The sequence below is a fragment of the Candidatus Nitrospira allomarina genome (genome assembly GCF_032050975.1).
In the GTDB taxonomy this organism is placed as follows: Bacteria; Nitrospirota; Nitrospiria; order Nitrospirales; family UBA8639; genus Nitrospira_E; species Nitrospira_E allomarina.
Genome location: NZ_CP116967.1, coordinates 2,266,298 through 2,281,512 on the forward strand (window position 1 = coordinate 2,266,298; position 15,215 = coordinate 2,281,512).

The window sequence follows — 15,215 nt, forward strand, 5'->3', positions numbered from 1 at the left end:
CTCCAATTGAGAAATTTGGTCTTTCTTTCCAACAAATCTCTCCCTCCATTCAAGCCTATCCTTATATGTCTGAAATCTTTTGGCAAACAATATTCATCTTTACTCCTGTGAAAGAAGCGACAGCAAGGGTTGTGCTCAAAGGGTAAAACACTCAGGACTGAGGGTTTTTCAGAGAATATTGAAAATGGATAACCTCTCCGATGTGGCATTTCGCGCCATTGCCTCAAATGTGGGAATTATGATTGTTGGGTAGGATTTCTAAGAGATTTTACGAAAAAATCCTAAGTCTGGGATTCTAGCAGGGATTTTCAAGAAATCACGTTGCGGGAGGAAAGGTGTGACGTTGCCCATGTTGCCGGGCATTCCCATTGCAGTTGGTTTGTCCTAGAGAAGAACGCCAGGCCCGGCTTTGGTTCACAAAACCTTTTGGGTATCTTCTGACGCAATTTTCCGGTTACCTATGACTGGAACACCTCAAGATAGAGAGCCTCATGTCCTCATCATGGATGATTCCATCATTCGTTGTGAAGGATCATGGATCATACCGCATCTCACAATGCTGAATACGGTACTGACGGACATCCAGTGGCCACTGGTGAGAGATCTGGTTTGGGATGTGGTGAATATTCGGGCCATGGATACGGGTGGGGCGATTGTGCTCTATCGGACGATTATGGAGCTTCGTGCCAAAGGATATCAAGTCTCGCTTAAAGGCCTCCGTCCCGAGTTTGAGGAACTGGTGCAATTAATCGCAAGCCATTGGGATCGAGTCCATCCTGCATTGCCTGGGAAAGAGCCTAAGCAGGAAACCTTCCAATGGTGGGTGTCCCGGCATACCGGTCTTATGGTGAAAGCTCTCGCGTTTGTCGGAGAAGCGACAGTTCATATCTTCCGTTCACTCCGTCGACCTTCATTAATCCGGTGGAGGGCGTTGTTTCACAGCCTGGACCGGGATGGATATCATGCGTTGCCGATAACCGGATTACTCGCCTTTCTCATGGGAGTGGTGATTGCGTATCAGGGTGCCGAACAATTGCGTCAGTTTGGAGCCAATATTTTTGTGGTGGATCTCGTCGGCATCTCATTGTTTCGTGAAATTTCTCCCTTGATCGTGGCTATTCTGATTGCCGGGCGTTCGGGATCAGCCTATGCCGCTCAGATTGGAACAATGAAGGTGACGGAAGAGTTGGATGCCGTCAGGACCCTGGGACTTTCGCCCATGCAATTGCTGGTACTTCCGCGGGTCTTTGCGCTTGTCCTCGCGGTTCCCCTTTTGACGGTGTATGCGGATATTCTGGGAGTCATTGGAGGGGCATTGGTTGCCTCCAGTCAGCTGAATGTCAGCGGAGTGGAGTTTGTAGGTCGATTCGAAGAGTCCGTAGCGCTCCGGCACTTTTTCATCGGGATTGGGAAAGCCCCGTGTTTTGCCGTTATCATTGCCATGGTCGGCTGTTATCAGGGGTTTCAGATCCGGGGTAATGTCGATGATGTGGGAAAGAGAACCACGATTGGCGTGGTCCAAAGTATTTTTCTGGTTATCGTGTTCGATGCGGTATGCAGCATTGTCTTTAGTTGGTGGAATATTTAACGATGGCTTCAGGCACTATTCATACTTCAGATCCTGTCATTGAAGTGAGCCACGTGTGTACCCGATTTGGTGACGCCGTTGTCCATGAGGACGTCAATTTAACGATTATGCCGGGAGAGATATTTGCCATCGCCGGTGGCAATGGTTCAGGGAAATCCACACTCCTCCGGGAAATCATTGGATTACATACACCGGTGGAGGGAGCGATTCGCCTCTTCGGACATAACGTGTCAGGGTTGGGAGAGCGGGGCGCTCACAATGTGTACCGTCGATTGGGGGTCATGTTTCAGCAGGGCGGTTTATTCAGTTCGCTGACGCTGGCCGAAAATGTGGCCGTGCCGCTAAGAGAGCACACCGATGTTTCAGCGGAATTGATCCGCGATATTGTGGCCATGAAAATATCCACGGTCGAATTGCCCAGGGACAGTGCCGATAAATTCCCCAGTGAATTAAGTGGGGGTATGCGGAGACGAGCGGCGTTGGCACGGGCGATTGTCATGGATCCGGAGCTCCTGTTTTTAGATGAACCCACTGCCGGTTTGGATCCCATCATTGCGGCGGGATTTGATGCCTTGGTCCTGCAACTGAAAGCGGTACTAGGATTAACGGTGGTTATGGTCACGCATGACCTTGATTCTCTCTGGCGCATCGCCGATCGGGTTGCCGTGCTCGGGAACGGCACCATCCTGGGGGTAGGCACGATGCACGAACTGGCGAAATCAAGCGACCCCCTCATTCATGAATATTTCCATGGTCCCCGGGGGAGGTCGGCCCAGAGTCAATATGAGGTTTCATGATGGAGCCGCGAGGGAATTACGTCATTGTCGGAGTGTTCGTCTTTGTGCTGGGTGCGATTGCGGTGGGAATGGTGTTGTGGTTGGGGAAATCAGATTACCGCGGTGTGTACGACCAGTACCATGCCTACATGCGTCAATCCGTATCCGGGTTAAGCGTCGACTCGACGGTAAAGTATCGTGGGGTGAATGTGGGGCGTGTGAAGGAGATTGCGTTGAATCCGGATAATGCCGAGGAGGTGCGTTTGACGCTTGATATTCTTCGGGGCACGCCTATCAAGACCGATACGGTGGCGACGTTGGAAACGCAAGGATTAACCGGATTGGCGACGATGAATTTGGAAGGAGGAAGCCGCGAGGCTCCGAGATTGGAACCCGAGCCGGGTCAAGAATATCCGGTCATTCAGACGAAACCCTCGCTCTTCTTTCGTTTGGATATGGCCATTTCGCGTCTCCTCTCAGAGCAGGGGCTTTCCAAGCTTTTGAGTAGCCTGCATGGGTTGAGTGAAAACACTGCGGCTTTCATGAATGAGGAAAACCGGGTAAAGATGGAAGGCATTCTGAATGATCTTGCCAGGGTGTCTCACACATTGAGTAGGCAACAGGAAGCCATCGTCCTGGGCATTGACCGGGCGACTGAAGCTGCCGAAAATCTGGCCATCCTGACCTCCACGGTGAACCAGGACATGCCAAGGCTGGTCGCGCGAATTCACCAGAGTGTGACAGCGGTCAAGACGGTGGCGGAAGAATTGGCCCGAACCGGTAAAACAGTGGAATCCATCGTTGAGGAAACCCAGCCGGAGATTCAGCAATTCACGCGTCAAACATTGGGTGAAACCGGGCTATTAGTCATCGAACTCCGGCAGCTGACAAATACGTTGCAACGAGTGGCTCATCAAATCGAGCAGGAACCGGATTCACTGATTTATGGTCGACCCTCTCAACCCAGAGGACCCGGTGAGTAATGACATGAAAGTCATGTTCCTACTGGCGGCAATATGTCTTTCGACCGCACTTTCCGCTTGTGCACTCTCTCGAGGGACGGATGAGCCGATGCGGTCGTATGTCCTGGAAATTGGGGAAGGTGGGGAAGAGCGGGGAACGGATAGATCCCGTCCATCGAATTTGCCGAGTCTGCTGGTTTCACTCCCTCAGCCTGCGTCGGGCTATGAATCGCAACGAATGGCCTATGAACAGGTTCCCTATGAAATTCGCTATTTTGCCACCAGCCAATGGGTGGATTCCCCCGCCCGAATGCTGGCCCCGTTAATCATGAATGCACTTGAAGGCAGTGGGGAATGGGGTGCGGTGATTCAACTGCCTTCCGGGCTTCGAGGGGACTATCGCTTGGACCTCTCCCAGGTGGCGTTGGTTCAGGAATTCACGCAACAGGCGAGTCGAATTCGCTTAAGCCTGCGGGCACAATTGACGACGGTGTTGGCACCTCGTGTCATCGGAACGCGGAGTTTTGAATTTTATGAAGCGGCACCCAGCGAAGATGCCTATGGTGGCGTGCAAGCTGCCCAAAAAGTTGTTGGGAAGTTGGTGGTTGAGCTACAGCACTGGTTGCAGGGGTGTCTGCACACCGGGCAACCATCGAACTGAAGAGTCATTTTTCTTCCGCAGGGACGGAGGGAGGCTGAACATGGTTTCTGAACATCTACGATTGTGTAGTGCCTGTCACGGGATAATCGGAATGGGGGATGGAGGTGGGCTTTTTAATCCGCCACCCGCAGATTTGAAAGCTCCGGCAACTCAGGAAAAAACGAATGAGGGACTCTTGGACACGATCCGGAACGGACATCCCAACACGGCCATGGGAAAGTGGGAATATGCCTTATCGGAGGAGGAAATGAAAGAAGTCCTGGCGTATATCAGAACGTTCGGGGGAGCAAAATAGTCGTGTGATCAACTTAGAAAAGAAGTTCGTAGTTCTCAATTGGATTGCTGGCCATGTTTCAGGCGCTTGCTTTTTTTTATTATGTCCATTATTCTGGACATATGGAAATAAATGATGCTCTTCTCGCTTTTACGGCTTTGTCCCAGGATACGCGGCTACGTGTCTTTCGTCTGCTGGTGGAATATGGTACGGAAGGGGCACCCGCCGGGACGCTGAGCGAGGCCTTGGCCATTCCCCATAACACTTTATCTTTTCACCTCTCGCATATGAGCAACGCGGGGCTGGTCCTTTCTCAGCGAAAAGGCCGGTCCATCATCTACAGCGCCAACTTTGAATTTTTCACCGACCTGATTCGCTATATGGTCAAAGACTGTTGCCGCAAAGATATGGCCAGTATCCGGGATAATAAAAAAAAGAAGTGCAGCATTATCGAACTCTCGAATTGTTGCTCACCCACTCACAAGGAGGCATATCCATGAAGCGTCTTCATATTCATATCGGAGTCGAGCAGTTGGAAGAAGCCATCGGGTTTTACAGCAAGTTGTTCGGGGCCGAACCGGTTAAAACTAAACCGGACTATGCCAAATGGATGCTCGAAGATCCCCGCGTTAACCTGGCTATCTCTACGAGGACATCCACGAAAGGCGTGGATCACCTGGGCATTCAGGTCGAGGAGGGGCAGGAGTTGGCGGACATTCGGCAACGGCTTAAAGGCGGGGATCTCCCGGTGGGGGAAGAAGGGGAGACTCTTTGCTGTTATGCCAAATCGGATAAATCCTGGGTAGTGGATCCTGCCGGAGTCCCGTGGGAAGCCTACCGCACGATGGAAGACGCGGAAATCTTTTCAACCCATTCGGCGGACAGGGAACCCGCCTGTTGCGCACCGGCGGTCTCTGCGAGTGCCGAGACGAACATACCGGTAGAGGAATCCAGCGGTTGTTGTAGCTAATGTCTGTTGAGCCAAAAAAAATCCTGGTTCTCTGCACAGGTAATTCGTGCCGCTCCATCATGGCCGAAGCCCTTATTAACCATATGGGCCAAGGACGATTCCGGGCGTGGAGTGCAGGCAGTCATCCGGCCAAATACGTCCATCCGGGTTCCATCTCGACCTTGAAGCGGCATGGAATTGATCCGGGCAAGCCATACAGCAAATCGTGGGATGATATGATTTCACAGTCTTTTGACCTGGTCATCACGGTCTGCGATCAAGCGGCCGGAGAAGCCTGCCCGATCTTTTCAGGTCACCCGCGTAAGCAGCATTGGAGTATTCCTGATCCGGGCAGAGTGATAGGTACGAAAGAAGAGATTAACGCTGCCTTTGACCAGGCCTTTTTCCTGCTCAAGTCAAGGATCGAAGAGGTATTGTCATGACCCCGTCCACCCTACGCCGTTTATCATTTCTCGACCGTTATCTCACGGGGTGGATCCTCCTGGCCATGGCGGCCGGCGTCACGATCGGCTCGGTTTTCACCGAGGTCCCGGCATTGGTGAACAACCTTTCGCTTGGAACTACCAACATCCCTATCGCCATTGGCCTCATGCTCATGATGTATCCCCCCCTTGCTCGTGTGAAGTATGAAGAGCTGCCCTTGATCTTTCATGATTGGAAAATTCTCCTCCTGTCACTCGTTCAAAACTGGGTCATCGGCCCCTTGCTCATGTTTGGCCTGGCCGTCATGTTTCTCCACGATTCGCCGGAATATCTGACCGGGCTCATCCTCATTGGACTGGCGCGCTGTATTGCCATGGTGCTGGTCTGGAATCAACTGGCTGAAGGCGACAATCAATATGTGGCAGCCCTGGTGGCCTTCAACAGCCTCTTTCAATTGATCTTCTTCAGTGGATTGGCCTGGTTCTATTTGGACATTCTGCCGGGGGTATTAGGGCTGGCTGTGGAAGTCGTCGACGTCAGTTTTCAGACGATTGCCGAAAGTGTCTTCATCTATCTGGGTATTCCCTTTGTGTTCGGGTTCCTCTCCCGCTGGATCGGGATCAGGCAAAAAGGCCGCGAGTGGTATGAACAGGGATTTCTCCCGACAATTGCTCCTCTCACGCTAATGGCATTGCTGTTCACTATCTTTGCCATGTTTACGCTCAAGGGCGGCATGGTGCTCAGGCTGCCCGGAGACGTGGTTCGCATTGCCCTCCCACTCATTCTCTACTTCGTCATCATGTTTCTTGTCAGCTTTAGTATGGGCAAGCTCATCGGGGCCGAATATGGCAAAACCACGGCCACCTCCTTCACGGCAGCCAGCAATAATTTTGAACTGGCCATCGCCGTGGCCATCGCGGCATTCGGCCTGGGATCGTCCGTCGCGTTTGCCACCGTCATCGGACCTTTAGTTGAAGTACCGGTACTCTTAGCTCTCGTCCATGTCGCGCTCTGGTTAAAACAGAAATGGTTTGTTAAAGACCCGGCATCCGTTCTCCTTACCTGACCATCAAGTCCATACGGCCTGCCCGTTCATTCGTTGATTGCCTAATAATTTCAGACATGCCAACATATGCACATGAAGACTCTGGAACGCGTCATCGAGGATAATACAATGAGGGGGACCATGGTGGATCGTCTACACCAAATAAGCACCGTCATCATTGGGCTGATCATCCCACTGGTTTTTTCCGGATGCACCAATCATCCCACGAAAGCCGAAGCCGCCTCTCTCAAACCGGTGGAGATTAAAGAATGGCAGGTGCCTTGGGACCAGACGAGACCGCGTGATCCGTATGTGGATCAACAGCAACGCGTGTGGTTCGTAGGGCAGGGAGGTGATTATATTGCCGTGCTGGACCCTGAGCTCGGGCAGTTTCACCAATTTAAACTGGATCCCGGGACCGGTCCGCACAATCTGATTGTGGATAAGGAAGGTCAGGTCTGGTATGCGGGCAATCGCGCCGCCCACATCGGGAAACTAGATCCGTCCACCGGCAAGATCATTAAATATCCCATGCCCGATCCAAAAGCCCACGATCCGCATACTCTGGTGTTTGGCCATGATCGGGACATCTGGTTTACGGTACAACAGGGGAATTTCGTAGGGCATTTCGATATGGCCACCGGAACGATTCAACTCATGCCCCTCCCAACCGCACAAGCTCGCCCCTATGGCATGGTCCTGGATCCCACCCACTCCCCATGGTTTACTGAGTTTGGTACCAATAAGTTGGGGACGGTAGATCGGGCGACAATGACCGTTCAAGAATTTGCGCTCTCACGGACCGAAACACGACCACGACGACTGGTGGTGACCTCGGACGGGGTCATTTGGTATGTGGATTATGCCGAAGGGTATCTTGGATCCTACAACGCCAAAACAGGCGACATTCAGGAATGGCTGGCGCCGGGAGAAACTGATGCCAAACCATACGGGATGACCGTCGATGATCAGGACCGGGTGTGGTTTGTGGAAACCGGCTCGCATCCTAATCGCCTCGTCGGGTTCGATACACGAACCCACACGTTCATAAGTCTGACGGATATTCCCAGCGGCGGTGGAAGCATCCGACATATGGTCTATCACCAACCAACCAAAACCATTTGGTTCGGCACGGATGCCAACACCATCGGTCGCGCCAGAATGCCCTAGAATCTCCTCCTTGGCCCTTCTGTCATTTCGACCAGAGGGAGAAATCCTTTTTTCTATGGCACATACCTACTATGTCTATGTTCTGACCAATTGGACCAACAATCTCATGTATGTAGGAAGGACCAACGACTTAGAACGCAGACTGTTCGAACATAAGAAGAAGCTTGTGAAAGGGTTTACCCAAAAATACAACATAAACAAACTCGTGTATTTTGAAGAATCTCAAAAAGTGAATGCAGCCATCATGCGAGAAAAAGAAATTAAAAAATGGAGGAGAGAGAAAAAGGACTCCTTAGTAAACGGCGGAAATCCACAATGGAGGGATTTAAGTCTCGAATTTCAGGATTCCTCACTTCGTTCGGAATGACAATCTTGAGTGTGAATTCAAATCATGAAGAACCATGCCTATTATTCCTTCTTGTCTTATTCTTTTTTGAACAAAAATGATAAGGTGAAACAGCATCATTAAAAAAGCAATGAAGGGCAACCGCATTAAATAAGGAGTCTTCATGTTCATGAAGCGATATTCGTCGAAATATGCGCCGGGACGATCCTGTCTCCGGTACTTTCTCATCGCCATCTTCGTCATGGCACTTCCACAGTTAAGCCTTGGCGAGATGGGCGACGCTTCGGCTTCATCGGAGGGGAGTGCGGCTTTAGGTCAATTGGGAAGCATTGAATTTCCCGCATCAGGGTCCAGGGAAGCCCATCCCCATTTCCTAAGGGGTGTCGCGGCCCTGCATTCGTTCTGGTACGAAGAAGCCATCGAGGCTTTTCGTCGAGCGACCACGATTGATCCAAATTTTGTGATGGGATATTGGGGTGAAGCGATGGCGAATAACCATCCCGTCTGGCAGGAAGAAAATGTTGAGTCGGCACGGGCGGCGCTGGGAAAAGTATCCGATTCGGCGCCGGCAACGGTTAGAGAGCGTCAGTATCTCCAGGCCGTGAACACGTTATTTGGGGGGGGAGACAAGTTTGCCCGTGATCAGGGGTATGCGGCGCGCATGGAAAACCTTGCCAGCGAGTATCCCGAAGATCTGGAAGCCACCTGCTTGTATGCTCTGTCCCTGCTCGGGTTAGCCGTCCACTATGATGAGAAGCCGTATCTTCAGGAGAAATATCGCGTCCAGGCAGGTGCCTTGGCCTTAGGGGTGTATGGAGTGAATCCCAATCATCCGTGCGCCGCGCATTACACCATTCATGCCTTTGACGATCCCATCCACGCCATCCTGGCCCTTCCTCAAGCCCGTCGCTATGCCCAGATCGCTCCCGAAGCGCATCATGCGCAACATATGCCCGCCCACATATTTGTTCAACTGGGCATGTGGGACCATGCAGCGGCCTCCAACAAAAACGGTTGGAAAATTTCACAGGCATGGGTCAAGGACAAGCAGTTACCATTATCCCTTCAGGATTATCACAGCCTGTACTGGTTGCAGTATGCCTACCTCCAACAAGGCCGATACAACGCCGCTGCCGCCCTGATATTGGAGAAGCAACAGGATATGGCGCAATCGTCATCCGGCGAACAGACACCGGTCCTTGGCTATGACCGGAAGGTCAGCCGGAATTACGATCAGATGGTGGCCGCCTTTATTATAGAAACCGAACGATGGGAGCTCGCGGACCAAGCCTGGAATGTGAATGACCACCGCTTTGGCAATGAGTCCCCATCCATGTCCGTCTATATCCGGGAATTCGCGCAGAGCATGGCCACACTGCGGAATCAACCAATCGCTTACCAGGTACATCCCGGGTTAAATCCTCCGGTCCCGGAACCTTCCACGGAATCGTCTGATCCAATCAATTCACAAATCTGGAAATTGCAAAACGCAGGGTTGAAGCATCTCATCAACGGCGACCACTCAGATGTCATTCGTATGCTTGATCGCGCCACCGCCCTGGAAGAATCCCTCCCGCCTCCTTCCGGCCCGCCTGATCTCATCAAACCCTCACATGAACTGTATGGCGAGTTACTGTTGGGCATCGACCGGCCGAAAGAAGCGCAACAACAATTTGAACAATCACTGTTAAGGCATCCCAAGCGGGCACGTTCACTTCTAGGTCTGGCACGGGCGGCAGCACAAATGGGCCATATACAAGCGACTCGTCAAGCCTATAGCAATTTTCTAGACATATGGAATCAGGCCGATTCGGATCTCCCCGAGGTGAATGAAGCAAAACAGTTCATTCAGCAAGCGGTCCAGCAATAACTCTCGGATGGGTCTTCTCCGGCATTCGCAATCGGGAATGCATCGTCTCTCTCTGACTCATTCCCGCTAGCTTCTGACGGAAATGTATTTAGTTATCAAAGAATTGAGGACATGAAAATGGCGACTGCTCTGAGAATGTGCCCTGGGACACTAGCCTGCTGGCCCCCTCGGGCACTGCCTGTGGAAGATGGTCGATGGGTCCTTAAGAGTGATAGCCAGGAATGATTGGGATTGTCATCGCTTTGTACTTTGGATTGAGGTATGATTCTTTATGGTGACGAACCGACTTTCTCTCGTATTCTCTTTCCTGTGTGGAATCTTTCTTATCGGGTGCACTTCTCTCCCCGCATCATCTGTCCAACCTGAGTCGCCGGAAGTTCTGCTGGTCAATATCACTCCGTTAGACGCCACGATGTTTGAACAACGCTTGCAAGTCGACTTGCGTGTTCGGAATCCCAATGATTTTGACCTAGAGGTTACCGGCCTCGATTTCACCCTGCATCTTAATGATCAACGACTTGCCCGAGGTCTGACGAATAAGGCCTCGATTCTTCCGAGACTGGGGGATGCCGTCATTTCCGTGGAGACCACGACCTCCACACTCGATGTCATACGCCAACTCCTTCAACTCTCACAACGGCAGGAAGTCTCCTACCAGGTCCACGGCGTCCTCTATAGCCAAGGTGCCCGTTTACCCTTTGAAAATAAGGGAGTGTTGCTGGACACCAACGAAATTTCCGGCTCATCTCCAGGTTCCTGAAGGAGCACCTGGTCCCTTCATTAGAGGTATTTCTCCTCCAGAGTTTTTATAAGCCAGCCTATTCCCCCCCAATTTAAAAAGTTCAACATCAGTTATTGATGTGGGACTCGAATTTTCCTGACCCCTCTGAGCCAAGAGGAAAACACAATTTTTGCCCATAATTGCTTGTGGTCTTCCTCCTCGGGCACAATCTCTTGTGATTGGAATGACATTTATCCCAAGTCAGGGAAAGGAAATAATCCATATGAGTCTGTTTGTTGACCGGATGATACGCGCGGCTAAACTCGATGTTCGCCTTTATGAAGAGGTGGAAGCGGATAGGCGTTCGATGGGCCAGGCGATGGGAGTTGTGGTGTTATCCAGCCTGGCTGGTGGTATCGGATTTATGCAAGAGGCCCGTTTGATGGGGCTGGTCATTGGAACAGTCGGGTCCCTGCTCGGATGGTATGTCTGGGCGCTCATGACTTACCTTATTGGGACGAAACTTCTTCCTGAACCGCAAACCCGCGCGGATCATGGTGAACTCTTACGGACGATCGGCTTTTCGAGTGCTCCTGGCCTCATTCGAGTGTTCGGCATTATCCCGGGTCTGAGCGGGTTTGTGAATCTTCTTGCCGGTGTTTGGATGCTCGTGGCCATGGTCATTGCGGTGCGCCAAGCCTTGGATTATCAGAGCACCTACCGCGCCATTGGGGTGTGTCTTATCGGCTGGATTATTCAGGCTATCCTGCTCGCGCTGCTGGTGACTACGATGGGCGGGGTGCCTGAACTCATGCTGGAGCAACCGTGACTTCTCCCAACAGATTTTTTGAAAATGATCGGCCCTCCCGAGGTGTGTGATGCCATGCGCTTGGTCCCGTACGAAGTCACCGCAAGCCACGTGGCGATTTTACATAGCCGCACTCGCCGGCATGACACTCTGGCTGGGATGTGCTTCGTCGCCATCCGGAATGGCTCCGGTTTCCTGTGAAGTCTCTCGCCTGCAGACGGCCGATCTTCCTGAGCGGGGAATCTCCGCTCACCGCGGGGGGCAGTTGGGATGTCCGGTGAACACGAACGGTGCGTTTCAGCGGGCCATCTGCCTTGGCGTTCACCAGATTGAACTGGATGTGCGATCGACTGCGGATGCCGTACTTGTTGTTTCACATGATGATCGCGTGACAGACGAGCAGGGGTGAACCCTGCGCATTTCCGAGTCGACTCTCGCCCAAGTCCAAAGCCTGCAGCTCGGGCCGTGTCCAGGCGAGGAGGCCGGACAGCGTATTCCCACATTTGAAGAGGCTCTTGCCATTATGCCGCACAATATCTGGATCAATGTGGATATCAAACAGAACAATCCTCTGGTCGGGAGGCTCGTTGCCGAGACGGTCGCCAAAGCCCAACGCTTCAATCAGATTATCTTCGGCGCGCGTGAGGGTACCGCTCCGGCCGTGCGCCGCGTGGCAGGAAAGGCCGAAGAAGAGAGCTGGGTCGCCAACATGAGCCGGGAGATCTTTCGCTCCCAGTACGTTGACACCACTATTAATTCCTGTGATGAGTTCATCCAGCTGTCCTTTTTGCGTGGGCGGCCAAGCGTCGAGACCATGGAGCAACTGAATCAGGCAGGAATCCGTGTGAACTATTCGTGGCTCGGAGATGAAGACGAGGGGGAGCTCAGGCAAGATCTGGGGGAACTGTTCGCCCGTGGAGTGGACTTTGTCTTGGTCGACCATGTCGGGCAGGCCTTGAAAGGGGCGTGCGCTCTGGGAATCACTCCTGTGGTTCCGCACTGGAATGGCACTGCTCCCTTCACCTGCCGCGAGCCTCCTCGCTTCGCACCCGAACGATGATTATTCCTCTTCTTACTGTGGATCATTCCATTCACGTTCTTCTATGGTTACTTCAACTTCTTATTCACCTGACAGCAGATGGAACATAATGAATCAAACAACCAGATTTGAAATACCCGGAACAGATTCTAAACGCATTGTCGGTGACCGCATTTCCGGCCAGGAACGACAATTACTTTTTGTGACCGGTTTTCTATCCAAGCGGTGGGGCAATAAAAGCAAGGCTCTGGCCGGTTTGTGTAAGGAGCGAGGCTGGGGCTTTTGCTGTTTTGATTTTCGTGGTAATGGCGAATCAGAGGGCGCCTTCGCCGACTATACGTTGTTGGACTGGCTTGCGGACGCGCGAAGCGTGACAACAATGCTGGCCGATGGTCCGCCTGTGACCATTATCGGATCATCGTTAGGTGGCTGGCTGGCATGGCTTCTGGGACAGGAATTTCCTCACGTGCAACAATTGGTGCTCCTGGCTCCGGCATTTAATATGATGGGAAAACGCGCGCAGGATATTGCTCCTGAACGACGCCAACGGTGGCAGGAGACCGGATGGATGCCGTGGGACGACGACGCCTTGCATAAGGACTTTCCGCTCTCGTGGAAATGGGTGGAAGAAAGCGAAGCGTTATGGGCCAGGCGAATAGATTCACCCAAAAGGGTGTCCACGCGCATTGTGCATGGACTTCAGGACGTCGTAATCCTTCCGAAAGGAAGCTGGCAATTTACCGAACACCTGCTCACACAAGATCCTCAACATCCGATCGAGCTGCTTTTGAAAACCGGGGATCATCGGTTTAGCAGCCCCGCTAATCTTCAGACATTCCTGGAGGTTGCTCAACAGCTTCAGTAAGAAACCGGACCATGTTTTTTTTAACATCAGAGATTGTCGGCCACCTCCTTTCACCGCTATTGCTTCAGCCGGAATTTTTAAACCCAGGAAAGGAATAATCACCATGACTGCACCGAGCCATCCTCATGCCATTACCATTACGCCCAATCCGAATCGGGTCAAAGTGACCTTTAACGGGACGGTCATTGCGGATACCAGGCGAGCCCTGACATTGCGGGAGGGACCTGTGCCACCGGCTCACTATCTTCCGCGTGAAGATGTGACGATGTCCTGCCTTCGCCCCACGACTCATTCCACGCACTGCCCTTTTAAGGGGGACGCGTCGTATTTCAGCGTAAGCGTGGAGGGCAAAACCGCCGAGAATGCGGTCTGGACGTATGAGACTCCCTTAGCTTCCGTGGCCGACATCAAGAATTACGTGGCTTTTTATCCCGAAAAGATGGATGCCATTGAGGAGCTTCCTTCCGCGTCATGATATTTAAGGATGGAACCATTCAATTCGGTTTTTGGCCCATGATGACATCATGGGCCAAGAAGTCGCCCGTGAACCTTTTCAGGTAATCAGAGCATGGCTGTTTTTTATTGCCTCTTTCAATTAGGATAGATGTATCTCGTCTCTAGGACAAACATTTTCATCATTATTCACTTTTTCCCGGGGAGGTATATTATGCCGATCTATGTGAGTTTAGTGAATTTTACCCATGACGGGCTGATGACCATGAAGGCTAAGGGTGTGCAGCGGTCGGACATGGTAAAGAAAAATGTCGAATCCTTGGGTGGGAAGATGCTACACGCCTTTTATTGCCTGGGGGAATATGATGTGGTGGCCATTTTAGAATTTCCCAATAATCGCGCGGCCATGAAGGCCGGTGTGCTCAATGCCTCCATGGGACATATTCGCATTAAGACGATGCCGGCCGTATCCCGCGATGAGTGGAAATCGGTCCTGAGTGAAACGTGGGGCAAACCCAAAAAGAAGAAGCGAGGGTGACCTGCTCTTCAAGTCATTTGGCATCGGGCCGGGCAATGCGTGATTTTTCCGGTCTCTAAGGGTGAGGCCTAGATTGTCTTCCCTTGCGTATCCATTTCATGGCATGCTCGTGGTTGTGCAGCTAGGCCATTTCCCCTCATAATCTTTCATCAGGCCTTTGGAGCATAATTGTCGGTGATCACCGTTGACGAACAGATTCATCCTGTCGGGAGGTATCTTTATGGGGCCAACGAAAGCTGTCGTAAAAGACTGTGGGATCTATGATGCGAAAACCGGGAATTTGATTAAGGATGGGTTTCCTACCCCTGAGTCGATCCAGGATTATGCTGCTCATCATTATCTCGTGCTCCCTGTGGTCAATAAAGACTGTCAACCATGGTTGCTCGATGGCCAACCGATTTTTTGCCTACGTGGCACCCGCTATGAAAACCTCAAGGACGAAGTGTTGCATCTGGCACGATGTCCGGACTGTGGCGGTATGGGGATCCGGGATGATGAACCGGTCGTCGAATCCGATTGTATCCGGTGCGTGTCCTGCGGCCATGAGTTTGATACCCGCTTGGAGATGATGGAAAGTTGAGCGAGGTGTTCGTCCGCGATCCTGTATGAATTTTTCTTCTGATTCGCCTGGGACGATCATGTTGAATAGCGATTTTCATGAAGGCCACAGGAGACCTCCTCGTCTCAGACAATCTGCCTTTGGCTT

The 15,215-nt window shown here is 52.0% G+C and carries 20 protein-coding genes; all 20 read left to right on the forward strand.

The window, feature by feature from the left end; all coding sequences use genetic code 11:
* Positions 1 to 502 precede the first annotated feature (502 nt).
* The 20 genes from PP769_RS10010 to PP769_RS10105 all read left to right on the forward strand — a co-directional run bounded on the left by PP769_RS10010 (position 503) and on the right by PP769_RS10105 (position 15,089).
* Positions 503 to 1,588 (forward strand): MlaE family lipid ABC transporter permease subunit, encoded by a 1,086-nt coding sequence (locus PP769_RS10010; protein ID WP_312647005.1) that lies wholly within the window; start codon positions 503 to 505, stop codon positions 1,586 to 1,588.
* 2 nt (positions 1,589 to 1,590) lie between these two features.
* Entirely contained in the window at positions 1,591 to 2,385 is a 795-nt protein-coding gene (locus tag PP769_RS10015) for an ABC transporter ATP-binding protein (protein WP_312647006.1), read from the forward strand.
* Positions 2,382 to 3,347, forward strand: coding sequence for an MlaD family protein (locus PP769_RS10020; protein ID WP_312647007.1), 966 nt, complete (start codon positions 2,382 to 2,384; stop codon positions 3,345 to 3,347). Before PP769_RS10015 ends, PP769_RS10020 begins: the two co-directional genes overlap by 4 nt.
* A 4-nt stretch (positions 3,348 to 3,351) precedes the next feature.
* Positions 3,352 to 3,987 carry an ABC-type transport auxiliary lipoprotein family protein gene (locus PP769_RS10025; protein WP_312647008.1) on the forward strand — a complete coding sequence of 212 codons (636 nt, stop codon included), beginning with the start codon at positions 3,352 to 3,354 and terminating at the stop codon, positions 3,985 to 3,987.
* Positions 3,988 to 4,027: 40 nt separating this feature from the next.
* A complete protein-coding gene (locus PP769_RS10030; protein ID WP_312647010.1) occupies positions 4,028 to 4,282 on the forward strand; it encodes a c-type cytochrome in 255 nt (84 codons plus the stop codon).
* Between the two features lie 53 nt (positions 4,283 to 4,335).
* Complete coding sequence (locus PP769_RS10035) at positions 4,336 to 4,761, forward strand: ArsR/SmtB family transcription factor (RefSeq protein ID WP_312647012.1); 426 nt, start codon at positions 4,336 to 4,338, stop codon at positions 4,759 to 4,761.
* A complete protein-coding gene (locus PP769_RS10040) occupies positions 4,758 to 5,231 on the forward strand; it encodes an ArsI/CadI family heavy metal resistance metalloenzyme (RefSeq protein ID WP_312647013.1) in 474 nt (157 codons plus the stop codon). The genes PP769_RS10035 and PP769_RS10040 overlap by 4 nt, the downstream gene beginning before the upstream one ends.
* The gene (locus tag PP769_RS10045; RefSeq protein ID WP_312647014.1) at positions 5,231 to 5,653 is read left to right on the forward strand and encodes an arsenate reductase ArsC; all 423 of its coding nucleotides are present in this window, start codon (positions 5,231 to 5,233) and stop codon (positions 5,651 to 5,653) included. The genes PP769_RS10040 and PP769_RS10045 overlap by 1 nt, the downstream gene beginning before the upstream one ends.
* Positions 5,650 to 6,720, forward strand: a complete 1,071-nt coding sequence (arsB, locus tag PP769_RS10050) for an ACR3 family arsenite efflux transporter (protein WP_312647015.1) — start codon at positions 5,650 to 5,652, stop codon at positions 6,718 to 6,720. Before PP769_RS10045 ends, arsB begins: the two co-directional genes overlap by 4 nt.
* A 120-nt stretch (positions 6,721 to 6,840) precedes the next feature.
* Positions 6,841 to 7,869: a Vgb family protein gene (locus PP769_RS10055; RefSeq protein ID WP_312647016.1), complete on the forward strand. Its 1,029-nt coding sequence runs from the start codon at positions 6,841 to 6,843 to the stop codon at positions 7,867 to 7,869.
* Between the two features lie 55 nt (positions 7,870 to 7,924).
* Positions 7,925 to 8,236, forward strand: a complete 312-nt coding sequence (locus PP769_RS10060; RefSeq protein WP_312647018.1) for a GIY-YIG nuclease family protein — start codon at positions 7,925 to 7,927, stop codon at positions 8,234 to 8,236.
* Positions 8,237 to 8,384: 148 nt separating this feature from the next.
* Positions 8,385 to 10,085 (forward strand): tetratricopeptide repeat protein, encoded by a 1,701-nt coding sequence (locus PP769_RS10065; protein WP_312647019.1) that lies wholly within the window; start codon positions 8,385 to 8,387, stop codon positions 10,083 to 10,085.
* Positions 10,086 to 10,356: 271 nt separating this feature from the next.
* On the forward strand, positions 10,357 to 10,845 hold the full coding sequence (locus PP769_RS10070; protein WP_312639915.1) for an LEA/WHy family protein: 489 nt from the start codon (positions 10,357 to 10,359) through the stop codon (positions 10,843 to 10,845).
* Between the two features lie 244 nt (positions 10,846 to 11,089).
* Positions 11,090 to 11,635, forward strand: coding sequence for a YIP1 family protein (locus tag PP769_RS10075; protein WP_312639916.1), 546 nt, complete (start codon positions 11,090 to 11,092; stop codon positions 11,633 to 11,635).
* 49 nt (positions 11,636 to 11,684) lie between these two features.
* On the forward strand, positions 11,685 to 12,023 hold the full coding sequence (locus tag PP769_RS10080) for a glycerophosphodiester phosphodiesterase (protein WP_312639917.1): 339 nt from the start codon (positions 11,685 to 11,687) through the stop codon (positions 12,021 to 12,023).
* Positions 12,024 to 12,137: 114 nt separating this feature from the next.
* Positions 12,138 to 12,674 (forward strand): hypothetical protein, encoded by a 537-nt coding sequence (locus PP769_RS10085; protein WP_312639918.1) that lies wholly within the window; start codon positions 12,138 to 12,140, stop codon positions 12,672 to 12,674.
* An 88-nt stretch (positions 12,675 to 12,762) separates the two neighbouring features.
* Positions 12,763 to 13,518, forward strand: a complete 756-nt coding sequence (locus PP769_RS10090) for an alpha/beta hydrolase (RefSeq protein WP_312639919.1) — start codon at positions 12,763 to 12,765, stop codon at positions 13,516 to 13,518.
* A 103-nt stretch (positions 13,519 to 13,621) separates the two neighbouring features.
* Positions 13,622 to 13,993 carry a DUF427 domain-containing protein gene (locus PP769_RS10095; RefSeq protein WP_312639920.1) on the forward strand — a complete coding sequence of 124 codons (372 nt, stop codon included), beginning with the start codon at positions 13,622 to 13,624 and terminating at the stop codon, positions 13,991 to 13,993.
* A gap of 192 nt (positions 13,994 to 14,185) precedes the next feature.
* Entirely contained in the window at positions 14,186 to 14,509 is a 324-nt protein-coding gene (locus PP769_RS10100) for a GYD domain-containing protein (protein WP_312639921.1), read from the forward strand.
* Between the two features lie 220 nt (positions 14,510 to 14,729).
* Complete coding sequence (locus PP769_RS10105; protein WP_312639922.1) at positions 14,730 to 15,089, forward strand: hypothetical protein; 360 nt, start codon at positions 14,730 to 14,732, stop codon at positions 15,087 to 15,089.
* Positions 15,090 to 15,215: the final 126 nt, after the last annotated feature.